Source organism: Clostridium amazonense (assembly GCF_056431285.1).
Genome location: NZ_JBWKMH010000033.1, coordinates 741,651 through 756,960, shown reverse-complemented (window position 1 = coordinate 756,960; position 15,310 = coordinate 741,651). Strand labels below are relative to the sequence as shown.

The 15,310-nt window shown below is 27.5% G+C and carries 18 protein-coding genes; 16 read left to right on the top strand and 2 right to left on the bottom strand.

The genetic code is table 11. The features are described from left to right. The first annotated feature begins 10 nt into the window (after window positions 1–10). The 11 genes from AC07E4_RS18310 to AC07E4_RS18260 all read left to right on the top strand — a co-directional run bounded on the left by AC07E4_RS18310 (window position 11) and on the right by AC07E4_RS18260 (window position 7,357). Window positions 11–880, top strand: coding sequence for a phage tail family protein (locus AC07E4_RS18310; protein WP_478217121.1), 870 nt, complete (start codon window positions 11–13; stop codon window positions 878–880). Window position 881: 1 nt separating this feature from the next. Then, window positions 882–1,958, top strand: a complete 1,077-nt coding sequence (locus AC07E4_RS18305; RefSeq protein ID WP_478217120.1) for a siphovirus ReqiPepy6 Gp37-like family protein — start codon at window positions 882–884, stop codon at window positions 1,956–1,958. Then, window positions 1,959–2,927: a hypothetical protein gene (locus tag AC07E4_RS18300; protein ID WP_478217119.1), complete on the top strand. Its 969-nt coding sequence runs from the start codon at window positions 1,959–1,961 to the stop codon at window positions 2,925–2,927. Continuing rightward, on the top strand, window positions 2,920–4,086 hold the full coding sequence (locus AC07E4_RS18295; RefSeq protein WP_478217118.1) for a hypothetical protein: 1,167 nt from the start codon (window positions 2,920–2,922) through the stop codon (window positions 4,084–4,086). Before AC07E4_RS18300 ends, AC07E4_RS18295 begins: the two co-directional genes overlap by 8 nt. A gap of 19 nt (window positions 4,087–4,105) precedes the next feature. Continuing rightward, window positions 4,106–4,477: a hypothetical protein gene (locus AC07E4_RS18290; RefSeq protein ID WP_478217117.1), complete on the top strand. Its 372-nt coding sequence runs from the start codon at window positions 4,106–4,108 to the stop codon at window positions 4,475–4,477. Then, window positions 4,471–4,608: an XkdX family protein gene (locus tag AC07E4_RS18285; protein ID WP_478217277.1), complete on the top strand. Its 138-nt coding sequence runs from the start codon at window positions 4,471–4,473 to the stop codon at window positions 4,606–4,608. The genes AC07E4_RS18290 and AC07E4_RS18285 overlap by 7 nt, the downstream gene beginning before the upstream one ends. Before the next feature lie 104 nt (window positions 4,609–4,712). Beyond that, window positions 4,713–5,099, top strand: a complete 387-nt coding sequence (locus AC07E4_RS18280; RefSeq protein WP_478217276.1) for a phage holin family protein — start codon at window positions 4,713–4,715, stop codon at window positions 5,097–5,099. Next, complete coding sequence (locus tag AC07E4_RS18275) at window positions 5,099–5,872, top strand: N-acetylmuramoyl-L-alanine amidase (RefSeq protein WP_478217116.1); 774 nt, start codon at window positions 5,099–5,101, stop codon at window positions 5,870–5,872. Before AC07E4_RS18280 ends, AC07E4_RS18275 begins: the two co-directional genes overlap by 1 nt. 241 nt (window positions 5,873–6,113) lie before the next feature. After that, window positions 6,114–6,293, top strand: a complete 180-nt coding sequence (locus AC07E4_RS18270; RefSeq protein ID WP_478217115.1) for a type II toxin-antitoxin system HicA family toxin — start codon at window positions 6,114–6,116, stop codon at window positions 6,291–6,293. Window positions 6,294–6,349: 56 nt separating this feature from the next. Further along, window positions 6,350–6,751 carry a type II toxin-antitoxin system HicB family antitoxin gene (locus AC07E4_RS18265; protein WP_478217114.1) on the top strand — a complete coding sequence of 134 codons (402 nt, stop codon included), beginning with the start codon at window positions 6,350–6,352 and terminating at the stop codon, window positions 6,749–6,751. Window positions 6,752–7,183: 432 nt separating this feature from the next. Then, on the top strand, window positions 7,184–7,357 hold the full coding sequence (locus AC07E4_RS18260) for a hypothetical protein (protein ID WP_478217113.1): 174 nt from the start codon (window positions 7,184–7,186) through the stop codon (window positions 7,355–7,357). A gap of 127 nt (window positions 7,358–7,484) precedes the next feature. On the opposite strand, the gene AC07E4_RS18255 is transcribed toward AC07E4_RS18260, so the two are convergent. Continuing rightward, window positions 7,485–7,913, bottom strand: a complete 429-nt coding sequence (locus AC07E4_RS18255; protein WP_478217112.1) for a TIR domain-containing protein — start codon at window positions 7,911–7,913, stop codon at window positions 7,485–7,487. Window positions 7,914–7,974: 61 nt separating this feature from the next. Between AC07E4_RS18255 and AC07E4_RS18250 the strand changes: the two genes are divergently transcribed. After that, window positions 7,975–8,169, top strand: a complete 195-nt coding sequence (locus AC07E4_RS18250; RefSeq protein WP_478217111.1) for a hypothetical protein — start codon at window positions 7,975–7,977, stop codon at window positions 8,167–8,169. A gap of 12 nt (window positions 8,170–8,181) precedes the next feature. On the opposite strand, the gene AC07E4_RS18245 is transcribed toward AC07E4_RS18250, so the two are convergent. Beyond that, complete coding sequence (locus tag AC07E4_RS18245) at window positions 8,182–8,610, bottom strand: DUF4231 domain-containing protein (protein ID WP_478217110.1); 429 nt, start codon at window positions 8,608–8,610, stop codon at window positions 8,182–8,184. A 336-nt stretch (window positions 8,611–8,946) separates the two neighbouring features. On the opposite strand from AC07E4_RS18245, the gene AC07E4_RS18240 reads away from it, so the two are divergent. From AC07E4_RS18240 to AC07E4_RS18225, 4 genes are all read left to right on the top strand, one after another. Continuing rightward, window positions 8,947–10,035: an AAA family ATPase gene (locus AC07E4_RS18240; protein WP_478217109.1), complete on the top strand. Its 1,089-nt coding sequence runs from the start codon at window positions 8,947–8,949 to the stop codon at window positions 10,033–10,035. A 16-nt stretch (window positions 10,036–10,051) separates the two neighbouring features. Further along, window positions 10,052–12,274 (top strand): S8 family peptidase, encoded by a 2,223-nt coding sequence (locus tag AC07E4_RS18235; protein ID WP_478217108.1) that lies wholly within the window; start codon window positions 10,052–10,054, stop codon window positions 12,272–12,274. 427 nt (window positions 12,275–12,701) lie between these two features. After that, window positions 12,702–14,495 carry a GTPase HflX gene (gene hflX / locus AC07E4_RS18230; RefSeq protein WP_478217107.1) on the top strand — a complete coding sequence of 598 codons (1,794 nt, stop codon included), beginning with the start codon at window positions 12,702–12,704 and terminating at the stop codon, window positions 14,493–14,495. A 148-nt stretch (window positions 14,496–14,643) separates the two neighbouring features. Beyond that, entirely contained in the window at window positions 14,644–15,300 is a 657-nt protein-coding gene (locus AC07E4_RS18225; RefSeq protein ID WP_040330342.1) for a HEAT repeat domain-containing protein, read from the top strand. The last annotated feature ends 10 nt before the right edge of the window (window positions 15,301–15,310 follow it).

The window sequence follows — 15,310 nt, the reverse complement described above, 5'->3', positions numbered from 1 at the left end:
GGGGGGAATAATGCAAAAGATAATATATAGAAATGAATTAGGTCGAGAAATTGTTTTAAGCAATTCTCGACCCTTTATTTTAGAAAGCTTAGATAATATATCTAATTCTACGGCAACCATTAATACTACTAATTCAGCTGGTCAAGAAGGAGTTACAATTGACAATATAACTTTAAAAGAAAAGTTAATTCCAGCTACTTGTGCAATTGTTGCGGAAAACATTTTGAATTTAGAAGAAAAAAGAAACTATATACTTTCAATTTTCAATCCAAAATTAAAGGGTGAATTAATATATACAAACAATTCAATAACTAGAAAAATTGAATGTACTATACAAGATATATCATTTCAAAAAAATGTTGGGCTAATACAAAAATTTTTAATTCAATTTTTATGTCCATTACCATTTTGGACTGAAATATTTGAACAAAAGGAAGAAGTAGCTCAATGGGTTGGTGATTTTGAATTTACTTTAGAAATTCCAGCAGATGAAGGAATAGAAATGGGTCATAGAGTCAGCAACCTTATAGTTAATATAAATAATTATGGAGCATTAGAGTGTGGCATGAAAATTCAATTTAAAGCACTTGCTACGGTAGTGAATCCAAGTATATTAAATATTAATACAAGGGAATTTATAAAGGTTAATCAGACATTAAAAGCTGGAGATGTACTAGAAGTTACAACTAATTTTGCTAATAAAAGAATAGAAATTTTAAAAAATAATGGAGATAAAGAAAATGTTTTTAATTGGTTAGATTTAGATAGTACATTTTTACAATTAAATGTGGGGGATAATCTTTTCAGATATGACGCAGAAAATGGCATAGATAACTTAGAAGTTGCTATATATTATTCACCATTATATTTGGGGGTGTAGTATGAACTCAATAAGAATTTTAGATAAACAATTTAATTTACTAGCTGAAATAGATAATTATGAAAGCTTTCAATTAAGAAGGCGTTTTTTCACTTATGGGGAATTTGAATTAAAAATTAATGCTAATAAAATACATACAGATAAGTTAATAAAAAATAATATAATTTTATTAGAAAAAAACTATAATAAGGCTTGTGTAATTTTGCATAGAGAATTTATTTATACAGAAGCTGGAGAAAAAACAGATACATTAACGATAAAAGGCTTCACACTTCAAGGAATATTAACAAGAAGATTAATAGTGCCAAAGGTAAATGAATCATATAGTTTATGTAATGGGAATCAAGAAACTATAATTAAATATTTCGTTGATACTAACTGTATTAATGTATCAAATAATTTAAGAAAAATTGAAAATCTTATAATTGCAACAGACCAAAAGCGAGGGAGTGAAGATAGATGGCGGAGTAGTTACGATAACCTTGCTGAAAAAATAAAAGAGATAGCTGAGTTCTCTGAATTAGGCTGGAATATATCTTTAGACCATAAAAATAAACAGTATATATTTGACGTTATAGCGGGCAGAAATTTATCAGTTAATCAAAAGATTAATCCACCAGTTATATTTAGGTCTGATTTTAATAATATAAAAAGCAGACATTACACGGAAAGCATAATAAATAATAAAAATGTTGGATATGTTGGAACAAAAGAAGATAATCAAAAGTTAGTTTTAAGTGTTGGAGCTATAGCTGGGTTTGAAAGGAATGAAACTTTTATAAGTTATAATAGCAACGATCCAAATGAATTAACCAAACAAGGTAATATATATTTAAAAGATTTAGAGGAATTAAAAAGTTTTGAATTGGAAATAGACCCTTTCAAGACTTTTTTTTATGAAAAAGATTATGATTTGGGTGACATAGTTACTATACAAGATAAAAAAATAAATGTGACTTTACACCCTAGGATAGTAGAAATAGAGGAATTTTATAATCAAAGCGGTGTGAAAATAAAAGCTACTTTTGGTAAAAGCATTCCAACATTGATAGAGAATATTAAAAGGAAGGTGAGATAAATGGAAAAAAGTTTTGTGTTTAACTCCATTAATGGAGATAGAAAATATAAAGCTGAGGATTTTAGAGAATACTTTGCAAGCTTTATCGGTAATGGCGTATTCCCCAACCCTAGCAATAACTTACAAGTAATATCAAATGATAATATGACCGTAACAATTAAGCAAGGTAAGGGCTGGATTAATGGAGCAATTTATATTAATACAAATGAATATATACATTCAATTGATGTTGCAGATGGTGTTTTAGATAGAATTGATAGAGTTATTTTAAGATTTGATAATTCAGAAAGAAAAATATACTCATACATAAAAAAAGGTACATTTTCAAGTTCAGCAATTGCACCAACTTTGCAAAGGGACGCAGACGCTTATGAATTAGCTTTAGCTGAAATATTAATAAAGAAAGGTAGTATATTAATTAAACAATCAGATATAACTGATTTAAGGCAAAATAATAATTTTTGCGGAATTGTTCATGGCACAGTTGAACAAATAGATGTTACAACATTATTTAATCAGTATTCAGCAAAATTAGAAGAAAAAGAACTTGAATTTCAAGAGGATTTTAATCAATGGTTTGAAACAATAAAATATCAATTAAGCGAAGATGTAGCTGGTAACTTAGCAAATCAAATAGAAGCAAATAAAAATAACATAAAAAGTATTTCAAAAAATATTGAAACATCTTTAGAAGAAATGATGTCCAAAATAGATAAAATAAATAGCATGAAAAATTTAAGTGTTGAATGTCTTAACAAAGATTCAGAAGGCATTTTCAAAGTTATTCAATGGAAAAATTTAAACAAACAATTAGTTAAAAAATCTACATTATCCGGTGGTGTTTCTCCAACCTATTCAAATAGAACTGTTGAATATTATGAAGATAATAATTTAATAAAATCAATAAACTATAAACTTAATTATGATAATGACAATGTTTTAATTTCGGAGGTGATATTAAGTGAATAATGATTTACAACTACATAGAATCATAGGAGATTCATCATCTAATAAATATCCTTATTTTGGTGATGGCTCAGATGGTATTCTTAATACTACTGGTAATGTAACATTACCTAGTTCTAAAGATACTGTTATTTCTAGGTTTTACAAAAGTATAAAAATAAATCGTGGACACACTTTAACAGTTTCAAGTCAATGTCAAGGATTAATATTATTTTGTGATGGAGATGTAGTAATTGATGGTACAATTTCAATGTCTCAAAAGGGTAATACCAACCCAACAACATACAGACCTTATGTAATAACTAAAGACACATACCCATCAACTAAACAAATTATTAAATTTTTTATGTCTAATCAAAAATTTAATTCATTAGATACTATTGGGTTACTTCCTACTGGTGGATTTGGTGGAGCTGGCGGGTCCGGTGGCTCTAGTGGAACAAATTCAAAATATAAAAGCTATGGTGGTGCGGGAGGTTTTGTTAGAGATATTGAATGTTATTGTGCTGGTACTGGCGGAGCTGGTGGCGGCGGTGGCGGCGGTGGTTATAGTTCTTCTTATGAAGGAAAAGCCGGCGGTAAAGGGGGTTCGTACATAAGTCCTATAAATTATTATCCCGCTGGTGCAAGAGGTGGTGTTTATGCCGTTGGGGATACTGGGTTAAATGGTGGCTCCGGTGGCGGTGGTGGTGGAAAGGCAAATGAAAGAACCGCAAGAGGTTATGCTGGAGGTTCCGCTCCTGGCGGTGGTGGTGGTTCCGGTTGTGATTATCCATCTTATAACGAAAAGACAGGTGAATCCGGCAAAATGGGTTCATATCCAGGTGGATTAATAATAATTATAGCAAAAGGAAATATTTTAATAAATTCAACTGGTTCTATTGTTGCAAATGGTGGAGCTGGTGGAGCTGGTGGAAGATGTGAATATACCACTTATAGTGGTGGTAGCATGAATACTCATGCTGGTTCCGGTGGCGGTGGTGGCGGTGCTGGTGGTGGCATTGTAGGAATTTTTCATGCTGGTAATTTTACAAACAATGGTAAAATTTCTGTGGCTGGTGGAATTGGTGGAAGTTCGCCCAATGCTCTTAATTACGGAGCTGGTGGAACTGGTTCATCGGGTTCAGCTGGAAATATAAAGATACAAAAAGTTAAAAAATAGAAATGGAGAGATTTTAAAAATGAGAATTTTATATGTTTATAGTAAATATATACCAAGAGAATTAGAGATATTAGATGAGTTCAAAAGCGAAATTCCTCAATTACTGGACTGTTTAGAAGTTAGTGAATTAGAAGAAGCTAAAAAGTTTTTTCATATAAGAGATACACCAGCCATTCTAGTTGTTCGAGATGACTTCCAAGGTTCATATGTATCAGACCATGATGTTAATGGAAATCTTTTAGCAACCGCTCTAATAGCAAAACAGTTTGAAGAAGAAGAAAAGGCATTATTTAATATAACTAACAATAGATTAGATAATATTATAAAAAATAATGCTCTTAAAGCACAGGAATCTTTAATGGAAAATATGGTTGAAAGGGGTGTATTATAATAGATATTTTTATTGACACATTAAAAAGACTATATGAAAAAGACATAATTAAAAAAGAAAAAATTGAGGAATATAGAAAAATTAATAAAATAACAGAAAATGAATATAACTATATCACAAAAGAAATATAAGATATTTTTAAAAGCAATAAAAAACTATTAGTTTTTTATTGCTTTTTTTATAGAAAGGGTGCTTTAAATTGGAAAAAGAAAATTTATTTAAAACTCTTATAACCATGATTGGAACAAGTTTTACATGGCTTATGGGTGCATGGGACACGGCTTTAATAGTATTAGTTACTTTTATATGTTTAGACTATGTAACTGGATTATTAAAAGGATATATAAAAAAGGAGCTTTCTAGTTATGTAGGAGCTAAGGGCATAGCAAAAAAAGCGGTTATATTTATTGTGTTAATAGCGGCGGTTGCACTTGATCGCCTTTTAGGAAATGGGAATTGGTTGTTTAGAACAATGGTATGTTATTTTTACGTTGCAAATGAAGGTTTAAGTCTTTTAGAAAATTGCACACAACTAGGCTTGCCAACACCACCAGCATTAAAACAAGCATTAGTTCAACTCAAAGAAGGAAATAGAAAAGAAATTAAGGAGGGTGAAGAATAATGAAAATAGCGGGAAGAAGCGGACATAATCCATTAGCTGGAGGTGCTAATGGATTAGTAAATGAAACTACAGAGGATAGAAAAATATTCTTAGCTTCAAAATCATATTTAGAAAAATATAATACCTTTGTAGATTGCTACCCAAATAATATGGCGGGGATAGATACTGAGTTAATGTGGGGCATAAATAAAGCTAATAATAACAATGCCGATTTATTTTATTCAGTACACTTAAATAAAGCATATACAAGCTATAACGGTGCAATAGGTGCTGAAATATGGCTTCATAATGTAGCAAGTCAAGAAACTAAAAATAGAGCTAATTCAATACTACGAAATTTACAAGCATTAGGGTTTTGGAATAGAGGGATAAAATATTCAAATGAACTTGCTGAATTAGATTTAACAAAAATGGAAGCAATGATAATAGAATGTTTTTTCTGCGAAGCAACAAAAGACGTTGAACTATATAAAAAGCATGGTTCAGATAAAATTGGACTAGCGATTGCAAGTGGTATAGATAACAGAGTAAAACAAACAAATACTATAAATCAAAACAAAAATGAGGTGCAAACAATGAAAAAAATAGTTTTATATGTTGGTGATATGGACGCATTGGCTGCGTTATATGTGGCTCAAAAAAATCAATGTCCAATGATGAAGAAAAGTGATTTTGAATCTAATAAATTAAAAGCGGAAACTATAATTACTATAGGTGGAAAAGCCGGCTCAAATAGATATACGTCTTTAAAAGACGCAGTCGCATTAGTTTAATTTAAAATTAGACTAATTAAGTTTTAAAATGTATGTTATTATTTAAATAACACAAAATATAAACGGACATTGAACAGGATTACACAAATTTTAAAAATTAAAAATGGTTACAGAAAAGGGCGGTACAAATTTAATTGTACCGCCCTTTTATTTTATTTAAAATAAAAAATAATATTCTTAACTGTATTATTGACACGTATTAATACGTATGGTATAATAAGTATATAGAAAGGAGTTAATAATGAATGCGAAACAAATAATAAAACTTGCAACTTCAAATGGTTGGGAATTAAAAAGCCAATCGGGTTCACACATGAAATTCACTAAAAATGGTAAAATTTCAATTGTTCCCTATCATGGCACTAAAGATTTACCAACTGGCACATTGAACAGTGTACTTAAACAGTTAGGGCTTAAATAGCCCTAACTAATAAGTTTTAATATATATCATAAAATATAAATTGGAGGTTAATAATTATGTATAATGAAAACTATGTATTTCCAGCTATAATAGAAAAATTAGGTGTAGAAGATTACAATGTTAAGTTTTTAGATTTTGACTATATAATTTCTTATGGTGAAACTTTATCAGACGCTTTTATCATGGCTGAGGACGCTTTAAAAATGGCTATATTTGATTTATATGAAGAAAAGAAAGAAATACCACAAGCAACATCAACAGATGATATAAAGGTTAAAGAGAAACAAACATTAATTTTAGTAAAGGCTAACTTAAAAGATATTTTAAAAGAATATGATAATAAGGCGGTAAAGAAAACTTTAACTATTCCATCATGGTTAAATAAAAAGGCTGAAGAAAATAATATTAATTTTTCACAATTATTGCAAGAAGCTTTGAAGTCAAAATTAAATTTATAAAATATTTCTATTAATAAAAAAAGACATATATCAAGTAATATGTCTTTTTTATGCTTCTATTTTATAAATTTTGATAAAAATTATTCATATGTCTTACTGTTGGTAGTACAACACGATTAAATGAGATGAGAGAAAGATGTTAGAAGACATCAAAAAATAGTTGAAATAGCTTGCTTAATCATCACCACAACGATTACCGTAGCAAGATATTTTGAAAATAAGGATTAGGGCTTAGCCCTAATCTTTCCCTCACACTCACTAAAAATATTCTAACATCTTTCAAATAATATGAAAAGAAAAAAATGGATTATATTTTAGCATTATGTGTAGCTAATAGTTTTTTCATAATATTATCTAATAATATTTACCTAAAAGTCATATTTACGACTTTATTAGTTATATTATATTTTTCAAATAGAAAGGGTGATTTACATGGAAAAAAACGCACAAACAGAAGCAAATAAAAAATGGCAAGAAAAAAACAGAGAAAAAACTAGATATTTAAGAAATAGGTCAGCAGCTAGAAACTTTATTAAAAAACAAGCTACAAATGAAGATATTAAAGAATTACTAAATGAAAGAAAAAAGGAGTTGGTGAGCCTATAAAGTTATATATAGGTTTAGATTAAATTCATATAAAATATAGATTTGGAGTTTGTAAAAGTAGCATATTTAAATTATGCTACTTTCTTTTTATAGAAATCAATAAATACTATGCATTTATATTAAAGAGTTATTTTACTAATTCGCGTATGGCTGAAACAATTGAATCAGTATTCCAATTTACGATTTTATCAGCATTATCAGTTACATAACGTGGTGTATTTGATTCAGCTTGTCCATAAGGTTTTATAGCAAGAATAGGTTTTTCCATTCTTACAGATTCGTCAATTTCATATTTCATCCAATCTTTATAACTTACATACATACCAGAAATAACAATAGTTATTTGTGATGGCTTAATTTTATCGGTAATTTTGGTAGCAATTTTTTTTTCCGTTAAAGGTGTACCTGCTGGAAATAAAGGTTTTTCTTTGGGTGCAGAATAATTATAGTAAGAAAAATTCTTTGCATTATTTAACAGATTAATTAATCTATCATAGTCATCACCATATTTCCAAGCATGGCTAATAAATAATTTATAATTGTGTAAACTAGGCATATAAATCATCCTTTCTAATTTGTATTAATTGATTTATAATTTAAATAAAGGAGGTGTTAATATGTGTAAATTAAAAAAATTTAGAAAAAAACCAATAATAATAGAAGCATATCAAACTGATAAAGAAATCATAATTCATACACTTGAAGGTGATATGAAAGCAGATGCTGGTGATTGGATTATAAAAGGAATAAATGGTGAGTGCTATCCATGTAAGCCAGATGTATTTAAAAAAACTTATGAATCAATAGATTAAAGATCATATGTATTACTTTTTATTAGGCTTTGAAAAAATATTACTCCAATTAATATGTTCACAATTCATGATGCACTCGCAATTTAATATAAATATATTTTCAGCATTTTCAGGATTATCATATGGTGAACAATTATTTATAAATAATGATTTATGAGTTTTTAATTGTTCGCATACTAATCTGTAGCTAGTACTAATTTTTTGAAATTTTTTAAAATTCAATAACCAAGCACATATATTAATAATTTCACTTAAAGTTGTTAGTATTATTTTACATATTAATGTATAGTTATCTGAAAAAATTGTTATTACAGGAATTAATGATGAACAAATAACTAATGTTAAAGTTGTAATAAATAAGTGTTTTTTTGCTTTAATACTTTTAGAATCATACCATTTAATTTGATTATTTAATCTACTTTCTATATAATTTTTAGACATAAAATGTTCTCCTTAAATATAAAATTATAAATATTCAAACAAATTATACAACTTATTATAAAAAAGGTCAAATATGTATAAAATTAACATGACATATAAATTGTTTTACAAATATAAATATATACATGTATATTTATAAGGTAAGATTGATGTTGTATAAGCAAATTTAAAGGAAGTTCTTAGGGACTACCTTTTATTTTTTTATAATTTAATAAATTAAAAAAAATTATCAAAAATGACATTGAAATTTAAAGTGAGAAAATTAATTGAAAAAGTACTGATATAATGCTATTATATAGTTATATCAAAAACATATAAATTTAGTAAGGTGATAAAATGAAAGTTATAGAAATAATTCCTCAATTAATTAGAGCAAGTTTGGAAAAAGATCAGAATTCTGTAGAAGTTATATCTTTAACAATTTCAAATATGATAAAAAATAAATATCCACATATTTCACAGGAAATTGATAAAGTCTTATTTGATAAAAATATAGGAAACAGTGCATATAGATCAATAGGGTTATCAGATATACCAACAGATAAAAAAAACAATGAAAATTTAATAGAAGTTAAAGAAGTTAATGAAATTGATATTCCAATTTTATCAAAGGAAAATACAGATGTATTGAATAATTTTATAAAAGAGCAAGAAAAAAAATTAGACTTAATGAAATTAGGATTAAAACCAACAAATTCAATACTATTTTTTGGGGAGCCAGGAGTTGGAAAGACATATTCAGCTATGTGGTTGGCTAGTAAATTAAAAAAACCTTTAGTTGTATTAGATTTAGCGACTGTGATGTCAAGTTATTTGGGTGAAACAGGAACCAATATTAAGAAGGTTTTGGAGTATGCAAAAAATAATGATTGTATATTATTTTTAGATGAATTTGATGCTATTGCTAAAACTAGAACTGATGATAGAGAACTTGGAGAAATAAAAAGAATAGTTAATGTTTTATTAAAAGAATTAGAAGAATGGCCTATAAGCAGTATAATAATTGCAGCAACAAACCATGAAGAGTTATTGGATAAGGCCATATGGAGAAGATTTGATTTGAAAGTTCATTTAGATTTGCCTAACAAAGAAGCACGAATGATGATTATAAAAAGGGAATTTGAAAAAATAAATGAAAATATTGATGACGGTGTTTTAAATCTTCTAGTAGAAGCCTTAAAAAATGAAAATGGAGCTGAGATAGTTAGACTATGCACAGAAGCTAAGAGACAACACATTTTAGAAGAAGAGCCTATACCTAAAGTACTCGTTAAGAAGTGTAGTAAGTATATTCATAAATGGGATAAACAATCAAAGATTGAATTAGTGAGGGAAATGAGTTTAAATGGATTCACTGTAAAGGAAATTAGCAAATTAACACAAATATCAATAAGCACTTTATATAGATATTTAGAAAAAAATTAAGATTGGGGAGAGAAATATGGAGTTTATGCCAATACTAGCTAATGGAGAAAAATTAGCAAAAGAAATAACCAAAGGAAAGTCAGGTGGACCTAAACAATTACCATATACTTATAAAGAGGCTAAAGAAAGATTAATGAAAGATATTAATAAACTTTCTGATGAAATACAAGAACATAGTGAACTATATTTAGATGATGAGATTATAATTAATATTAGAATGGCTGAAAATTTTATTGCAAAAAGCTATATTCCTAATGTATTCAATAAAAAGGAGTCTATGGAATTTGTTGGAGCGAGGATATATGATAGAAAAGTTTTAGAGAATAAAGAAGTAAAATCGAAATTATATTTTTTGAAATGTTCAAAGGACAATTTAGAATGGTTTGTAAATGATCTAAATATGGATAATTTCAATAAAACTCAGATGAATCAGCTAAGAAGTATTGAAAGAATAGATATGTTGAATGCAAAAGAAAAAACATTGGGGTTTGATGAAAAGAAAGATGAGTATGAAGTGGAAATAGTATTGCATCCATTAAGAAGTGAAAAGAAAAATGCATTAATGAAATTAAAGGCTTATCTAGAAGCAGGATATGTCATAAAAGAATATGAAAATGGACCAATATTTATATTAGCAAAGGTTACAGAAAAAAATTTATTGAGCATATCAAAGTATAATTTTTTAAGAACTATTCATCCTATGAGAGAAATTACATTACCAGATTTAAGAACATTTAATGGAAGTAAATTACCTAAGATACCAGAAAGTAAAGACATCAAAAACAAAATAAAAATTGGTGTTTTTGATGGGGGAGCGAATGAAGAAAATGTATATCTTAAACCATATTTAAGAAATTATGATTTATCATCATTACCATCACAGAATAGTACGTTGCAACATGGAAATGCTGTATGTGGAACTATATTATATGGGGAAATAAACAAATATAAAAATGAAGAACAGTTATCAGAACCAAAATGTATAGTAGAAAGCTTTAGAGTTTTACCAGAAAAAAATCTCTATGTTGTGATTGATAACATAGAGAACATAGTAAATAGCAGAGATGATATTGATATATATAATATATCTTTTGGTCCACGAGGCCCAATATTAGATGATCAAATAAATAGGTTTACATATTCATTGGATAAATTAGCATTAAAAAATAAAATTTTTTGTATTGCAGTTGGAAATGATGGAAAAGTAATAAAGCCATTTAATAGAATACAAGCTCCATCAGATGCAGTTAATTGTATTGGAGTTGGTGCTTATTCTAAATTTGATGGACAAATATATAGAGCTGAGTATAGTTGTATAGGAGAAGGTAGAGAAGGTGCAAAATTAAAACCAGACTTATTAGCATTTGGGGGAGATGAGCGAAACTTATTTCAAGCTATAAGCTTAGATGGGGTTAGTAGATTAATGACTGCAGGAACGAGTTTTGCATCACCAATAGTGGCAAGTAAAGTTGGAGAGATAACTCAGATATCAGAGGAACTAGATCCAATGATGGCAAGAACTTTGCTTGTGCATTCATCTCATAAAAAATTAAATAATGGTGAAGAAGAGGGGTTCGGAATTTTAGAAGATAGTGTAGAGAATATTGTAAAATGTAGCAAAAATAAGGTAACAACTCTATATAAAGGTTTCATAATTCCAAGTAGATGTATTAAGTTACCAATACCTTTGCCTGATATTTCTAATCAATCAGGTACTATTAATTTTAGTTGGACAATTTGTACATTGACAGATATATCAACATTAGATAGTGATCTATATACTAATACATGTATAGAAGAAACCTTTTATCCAGATTCAAATATTTTTTCTTTTACAAAAAAAGGAGAAAAACCAATCAATGTTAATGTAAGACAAGACCAACAATTAGTAAGTTGTTTAGAGTCGCAGGGGTATAAAAAAAGCCAAAATCCTGTTAGTGATACTGCGAAGAGAAGAAATGAACTTCAAAGAAGATTGGACTATAAGTGGGATACTATAAGCACAAAGAAAAAAGGAAAGAAAATAGAGGGTGTTAATGATCCATTTTTAATTATTAGTGCATTAAGTAGAGATGAAGGAGATCTTAGAAAGGTTAGATTTTCAGTAGCTATAACTGTCGAGATGAAAAAATATAAAGGAAATATGTATGAAGATATTTTGAATAAGTATGATGTATTAGCACCAATACAAATAGAACAAAAAATAGAACAAAAAATTCAAGATAATGAAGTTATTTAAAGTAATACATTTTAAAAATTTAATATAAATAATTAAATATATTTTATTGAATAAGTATTATATAGTTAAATATAAAAGCTTATATCTAATTAAAAAACTAGGAATATTAAATTCCTAGTTTTTATTTCGTCAAAAAAACGTCAAAAACATTTTTCTAAAGAGTTCTATTTTATTCTAAGTATGAATTGATATAAATCTATAAAACTATTGATTTTACTTGTTTTGTGGAAATAATTATATTTAAAATCAAGTATTTACAATAATGAAGTAATAGTATAAAATTAAATGAAAGTTGTCAACCGTAAATAAAGAAAAATTCGGTTTTTATAAAATATTTTGATTATATTTTATGTTATTTTCAAATAATAAATAACAATAATCTAATATTAATAAAATAAATATTAAGAAAAGTTTGGACGGTGAGTTTATGATAGATGGAAATATAGAAGGTGTAAAAAAATCTATACTTAATAGTTTAGAAACAATACTTGATTTAAAAGTCCCTAAGTATACAGTAGTAACAGAAGAGATTATAGAAGTTTTAAAAAAAGCAACTATAGATTTAGATAGAGAAGTAAGTGTAGCTATAGATAGAAAAGGTAATATAATAACTGTTGCTGTTGGTGATAGCACTACTGTAGATATGCCATTAATTGATGTAAAAGAAGGAAAGTTATCTGGTGTTAGAATAATACATACCCATCCTAATGGAAATCCTAAACTTTCAGCTTTAGATATATCAGCATTATTAAAGTTGAAATTAGATGCTATAGTAGCTATAGGTGTAAGTGATGAAAAACCATTATGCTATAATATAGGATTTTGTGATGTATCAAATAACATATTAGTAGAAGAAGAAATAAGTATTAAATCAACAGAAGATTTATTAAACTTCGATTTAATGGATAAAATAAAATACATAGAAAGTATAATAAAAGAAAATGAGATTATAGAAGAAACAAAAGAAAAAGCTATATTGGTAGGAACAGAAGATGAAGAAAGTTTAGAAGAATTATCTGAACTTACAAAAGCATGTGAAGTTTTTCCGGTATATTCAGTGCTTCAAAAAAGAAGTAAAAACAAAATAGATCCTGCCTTTTATGTAGGAAGAGGAAAAGTAGAAGAAATAGCAATGATTAGACAATCATTAAGAGCTAATGTTGTAATTTTTGATGAGGAATTGTCTGGTGCACAAGTTAGAAATTTAGAGCAAGCATTAGGTGTAAAAGTAATAGATAGAACAACATTAATATTAGAAATATTTGCAAGAAGGGCTAAAACAAGAGATGGTAAAATACAGGTTGAGTTAACCCAACTTAAATATAGATTATCAAGACTTGCTGGTCTTGGAACAGTGCTTTCAAGAACAGGTGGTGGTATAGGAACTAGAGGCCCAGGAGAAAAGAAATTAGAAACAGATAAAAGACATATAAGAGAAAGAATTTTAGAACTTTCAAGAGAGCTTGAAAAGATTAAACATATAAGAAGTGTTCAAAGAGAAAAGAGAAATAAAGATAGCGTGTCTAAAATAGCTTTAGCAGGTTATACAAATGCGGGAAAATCTACATTAAGAAATAAGTTATGTGATTTATATCCTTTAAAATCTGCTAATGTAAAAGAAGAAGTATTTGTAAAAGATATGCTTTTTGCAACTTTAGATACAACAACTAGAGGAATTATGCTTCCAGATAATAGAGTTGCTACTATGACAGATACAGTAGGATTTATAAGAAAACTTCCTCATGATTTAGTAGAAGCTTTTAAATCAACTTTAGAAGAAGTTATATACTCTGATTTAATACTTCATGTTGTAGATAGTTCTAATAGTGATGCACAATCACAAATAGAAGTAGTTGAGGACATATTAAAAGAGCTTAAAGCAGATGATAAACCAACAATATTAGTATTAAATAAAGTAGATAATGCAGATGAAGAAAAATTACAAGAATTAAAAGAAAAGAATAGTAATTATAAAATTATAGAAATATCTGCTAGAGAAAATATAAACTTAGATTTATTATTAAAAGAATGTACAGAATTACTTCCATATAAATTAAAATCATTTAAAGTATTAATACCTTATAGTGATTCAAGTACAGTTGCATATCTTCATAGAAATGGAAAAGTTGATAGTGAAGAATATGAAGCAGAAGGAACTTTAATGGAAGTTCAAGGTGATGAAGAAGTTTATAATAAGTGTCAAAAATACATTATAGAGTAAACATAAAAGAAGAAATTGATAATTCAATTTCTTCTTTTCTTTTAAATGATTAAATTTAAAATTTATATTATAATATATGTATATAGAATTAATAATTATAGGGTTAACGTTTAACTTAAAACTCTATAAAATGTTGGTGGTGAGAAAGATTAGTAGTGGATTAGTTAAGTTCGATTGGAATTTTATTGATAAATATTCAGAAGAAGAGATATCGTATTTTTTGCATTTAGAAGGAAAATCTTTAGATACTATAAGTAAGATTAGAAATAGAGATAAAAGCGAAATACAAAGACATATTATTTCAGCCAAAATTAAGTATAGATATTTAACTAAAAGTGAGAATATACAAGACTTATTTAATAATCTAGCCAATATTGCAAAGAATGAAAGAATTTATATATTAAATAGTTTAGATGTGGTAAACAAAACTAAGCTTATAGATTATATATTAAATAATCATTTAAATATTTCGTTAAAGGAAAAAGAAGCAGCTGTATGGATGCTAGGAGAATTAAGAGCAGAGAAAGCAGTGGATTTTTTAATAAAGTCAACAGTACATAAATTTGTAAATATAAGAAGGCTTTCTATTTCTGCATTGGGTAAGATTGGAGATAACAAGTGCGAGATGGCACTTTTAAGGGCATTACAAGATGAAAATGGTCAAGTAGTAAGTTATGCTATAAAATCTTTAGCAAAAATAAGAAGTGAAAAAGCATTTGAAAAGATAAAATGTATTGATGAAAAAACAGAACTTTCATATATAAAGAAAGCTTGTGAAGAATATTTTGAAATAATGAAAAAATAGATTGGAGAGT

Excerpts from the sequence above, each read along its gene's own strand:
- AC07E4_RS18265 (WP_478217114.1), top strand. The coding sequence starts at position 6,350 with ATGTATAATGAAAACTATGTATTTCCAGCTATAATAGAAAAATTAGGT.
- AC07E4_RS18255 (WP_478217112.1), bottom strand. The coding sequence starts at position 7,913 with ATGCCTAGTTTACACAATTATAAATTATTTATTAGCCATGCTTGGAAA.
- AC07E4_RS18240 (WP_478217109.1), top strand. The coding sequence starts at position 8,947 with ATGAAAGTTATAGAAATAATTCCTCAATTAATTAGAGCAAGTTTGGAA.
- AC07E4_RS18275 (WP_478217116.1), top strand. The coding sequence starts at position 5,099 with ATGAAAATAGCGGGAAGAAGCGGACATAATCCATTAGCTGGAGGTGCT.
- hflX (WP_478217107.1), top strand. The coding sequence starts at position 12,702 with ATGATAGATGGAAATATAGAAGGTGTAAAAAAATCTATACTTAATAGT.
- AC07E4_RS18250 (WP_478217111.1), top strand. The coding sequence starts at position 7,975 with ATGTGTAAATTAAAAAAATTTAGAAAAAAACCAATAATAATAGAAGCA.
- AC07E4_RS18235 (WP_478217108.1), top strand. The coding sequence starts at position 10,052 with ATGGAGTTTATGCCAATACTAGCTAATGGAGAAAAATTAGCAAAAGAA.
- AC07E4_RS18300 (WP_478217119.1), top strand. The coding sequence starts at position 1,959 with ATGGAAAAAAGTTTTGTGTTTAACTCCATTAATGGAGATAGAAAATAT.
- AC07E4_RS18270 (WP_478217115.1), top strand. The coding sequence starts at position 6,114 with ATGAATGCGAAACAAATAATAAAACTTGCAACTTCAAATGGTTGGGAA.
- AC07E4_RS18245 (WP_478217110.1), bottom strand. The coding sequence starts at position 8,610 with ATGTCTAAAAATTATATAGAAAGTAGATTAAATAATCAAATTAAATGG.
- AC07E4_RS18305 (WP_478217120.1), top strand. The coding sequence starts at position 882 with ATGAACTCAATAAGAATTTTAGATAAACAATTTAATTTACTAGCTGAA.
- AC07E4_RS18290 (WP_478217117.1), top strand. The coding sequence starts at position 4,106 with ATGAGAATTTTATATGTTTATAGTAAATATATACCAAGAGAATTAGAG.
- AC07E4_RS18260 (WP_478217113.1), top strand. The coding sequence starts at position 7,184 with ATGGAAAAAAACGCACAAACAGAAGCAAATAAAAAATGGCAAGAAAAA.
- AC07E4_RS18280 (WP_478217276.1), top strand. The coding sequence starts at position 4,713 with ATGATTGGAACAAGTTTTACATGGCTTATGGGTGCATGGGACACGGCT.
- AC07E4_RS18310 (WP_478217121.1), top strand. The coding sequence starts at position 11 with ATGCAAAAGATAATATATAGAAATGAATTAGGTCGAGAAATTGTTTTA.